This window comes from Kitasatospora sp. NPDC093558 (genome assembly GCF_040683475.1).
In the GTDB taxonomy this organism is placed as follows: Bacteria; Actinomycetota; Actinomycetes; order Streptomycetales; family Streptomycetaceae; genus Kitasatospora.
Genome location: NZ_JBFBDY010000696.1, coordinates 1 through 3,057, shown reverse-complemented (window position 1 = coordinate 3,057; position 3,057 = coordinate 1). Strand labels below are relative to the sequence as shown.

Annotated in this window: 1 protein-coding gene and 1 pseudogene; one reads left to right on the top strand and one right to left on the bottom strand. The window is 74.5% G+C overall.

Annotation, left to right across the window (positions count from 1 at the left end; translation table 11 throughout):
- The coding region (locus AB0O00_RS33885; RefSeq protein ID WP_363658392.1) for an amino acid adenylation domain-containing protein at nucleotides 1-1,589 on the bottom strand (1,589 nt) is incomplete at its 3' end.
- 320 nt (nucleotides 1,590-1,909) lie between these two features.
- On the opposite strand from AB0O00_RS33885, the pseudogene AB0O00_RS33880 reads away from it, so the two are divergent.
- Nucleotides 1,910-3,057: pseudogene (locus AB0O00_RS33880) on the top strand (aminotransferase class I/II); the annotation flags it as partial.

Here is a 3,057-nt window from a genome sequence, read left to right as displayed (position 1 = left end):
ACCGAGACACCGGCCGCCAGGTCGATGTCCCCGCCCCCGTCGGCCGTGACGGCGGTGGGCACGACGTAGCCGACCAGCTGGGCCGCGCCACGGTTCTCGCGGACCACGACGGCGGCCTGGGTGATGCCCGGGTGGTCCGTGAGCTCGGCCTCGATCTCGCCCGGTTCGATGCGCAGGCCGCGCACCTTGACCTGGTCGTCGAAGCGGCCGAGGATCTCCAGCTGCCCGTCGGCCCGCCAGCGTCCGGCGTCGCCGGTGCGGTACATCCGCTCTCCGGGCACCGACGCGTACGGATCGGGCAGGAACGATTCGGCAGTGAGGCCGGGGGCCCGCCAGTAGCCGCGGGCGAGGCCGGGCCCGCCGAGGTGGATCTCGCCCTTCTCGCCGGGCCGCACGGGGCTCATCCGGGCGTCGAGCACGTGCACCCGCACGCCGGGCAGCGGCCGGCCGATCGGCACCGGCGCCGCCGCCCCGGCCGCGCCGCCGTCCAGCACGGCGGGCGTCACCTCGCACAGGGTCGAGGTGACGGCCGCCTCGGTGACGCCGTACGCGTTGACCAGCCGGACGCCGGGCAGCCGGTCCAGGCAGGTGCGGCAGTCGTCGGCGTGCACGACGTCCCCGCCGACGACGATCAGCCGCAGTCCGTCCGGCCCCGGCCCGCCGGCGGGGAGCAGCGCGAGCACGTGGTGCCAGTAGGCGGGGGTGAGGTCGGCGACGGCGAGGCCGAGTCCGCGCAGGCGGTCGACGAGTTCGTAGGGCGCCCAGGTGCGGGTGCCGCCGAGGATGAGGGTGGCGCCGGCGAGCAGGGCGGCGAGCACCTGTTCCAGCGCGGTGTCGAAGCCGAGCGCGGCGAGCTGCACGACGCGGTCGCCGGGGGTGAGGCCGTAGGCGTGGATGACGCGGTCGAGCGTGAAGACGAGCGAACGGTGCGTGACCGGGACGCCCTTGGGGGTGCCGGTGGTGCCGGAGGTGTAGATCAGGTAGGCGAGGTCGTCGGGGGCGGCGGCGTCGGACGGCCGCGTCTCGGGCGCCGGCCCGTCCACCGGGACGACGTCCACGCCCGGGAGGGCGCCGAGCGCCACCCGCGCCCCGCAGTCCTCGACGAACCGGGCGAGGCGCCGGCGCGGGTTGGCCGGGTCGAGCGGCAGGAAGGCCGCGCCCGCCTTGAGCACCGCGAGCCACGCGACGACGAGGTCCGCGTCGCGCGGCAGGCAGACCGGCACGACCTGCTCGGCCCCGACGCCCCTGGCCTGCAGCGCTCCGGCCAACCGGTCGCTGCGCAGGTCCAGTTCGCGGTAACTCAGCGTGGCGCCGTCGGCGATCACCGCGACCGCGTCCGGGTCGTGCGCGGCCCGCGCCCGGAACAGCCCGTGCACGGTGTCCGCGAAGCCGGCGGGCGCCCTGGCCGCGGTGTCACGGCCTCCCGGCCGCTCGGAGGACGCGAACCCCAGTTCGTCCGGCCGCCATTCCCGCTCGACGTACGCGCGGCACTCCGCCCGTCCCGCCGGGCCGTGGACGCGCCGCCAGCCGCCGGGAACCGTCAAGTCGCCGGGCCAGATCGCATACTGACCGTTGTCATTACGGACCACGGCGTGACGACCGGGGTCCGCTTCCTTCGGTGCGCCCTGTGCGCTGTCGACTGCGTCGTCCACCGGCTTGACCTCGTGGTGTGGCGGCAGAATGCTGGGAGGTGCGACATTTCCGACTATACGCACTCACGGCACATTGGGAACGTCCGGTGGCAATCCGGCCGGACGTCCGAGGACCGGACGGCACCGGAGCACCGGCGGCCGGACGGCTGCGGACTCCAATGTCGGGACGCCCGACGTCCCGACGGCCCGACGCCGCGCGCCCTCGCCACGCGCACCCGCCCGACCGGCGGGGTGAAGTCGCGGAGGAGGTAGCCTCGTTGACACGCCGGCGACAACGCCTGATGGCCTGTTACCTGCTGTGGATGGTCGCGTTCATCGCGGCCTACTACTCCGACCCCTCACAGCGGATCATCTGGTGGACGGGCATCGGACTGGGCGGCGTGGCCGGCATCGTGATCGGCATCCGCCTCAACCGCCCGTCCCACGCGTCGCCGTGGTACCTGCTCGCGCTCGCGAACCTCAGCTTCACCGCGGGCGAGGTCGTCCAGGCCGTCCAGCTGCAGCTCCTGCACCTGAACAACCCGTTCCCGTCCGTCGCCGACGGCTTCTACCTCGCCGAGTTCGTGCTGTACGCGGCCGGCGTGCTCGGCTTCATCCGCTGGCGGACGGCCCATCAGGACCGCGCGGGCCTGCTCGACGCGCTCATCCTCACCATGGGCCTCGCCCTGCTCTCCTGGATCTACCTGATCCTCCCGTACGCGCGGAACCCCGACCTCGGCTGGTTCCCTAAGGCCGTCTCCATCGCCTACCCCCTCGGCGACGTCGTCGTGCTCGCCCTGCTGCTGCGCCTGCTGACCCCGCGCGGCGGCAACAGCCGCTCGCTGCAGCTGCTCACCGTCGGCACCCTCGGCATCCTGACCTCGGACGTCCTGTACGGGCTGATCCAGCTGCACGGCACCTGGCGCATCGGTGGTCCGGTCGAGCTCGGCTGGGCCGCCTTCTACACGGCGTGGGGCGCCGCCGCGCTGCACCCGTCCATGGTCGAGCTGACCCGGCCGGTGCCCACCCAGCAGCCCGACCTCGGCCGCGGCCGGCTCGTCCTGCTGACGCTCGCCTCGCTGATCGCCCCGGCGATCCTGATCATCGAGTCGCTGAACGGCAACACCAGCAACGCGGGCGTGATCGGCGCCTTCTCCGCCCTCCTCTACCTCCTCGTCCTCGCCCGCCTCGCGGTCGTCGTGGTGGCCCGCCGCCAGGCCGTCTCCCGCGAGCGCGCACTGCGCGTGGCCGGCGCGTCGCTCACCGCGGCCGTCACCGTCGAGGAGGTCGCGGACGCCGTCCAGACCGCCGCCTCCACGCTCATGCCCGCCGAGGCCGGGCACGTCGCGCTGCTCGCGGTCACCGAGGGCGGCGTCCTGCACGTGCGGCACGCCGAGCGCGGCGCCGCCCGGCACACCGTCGGGGC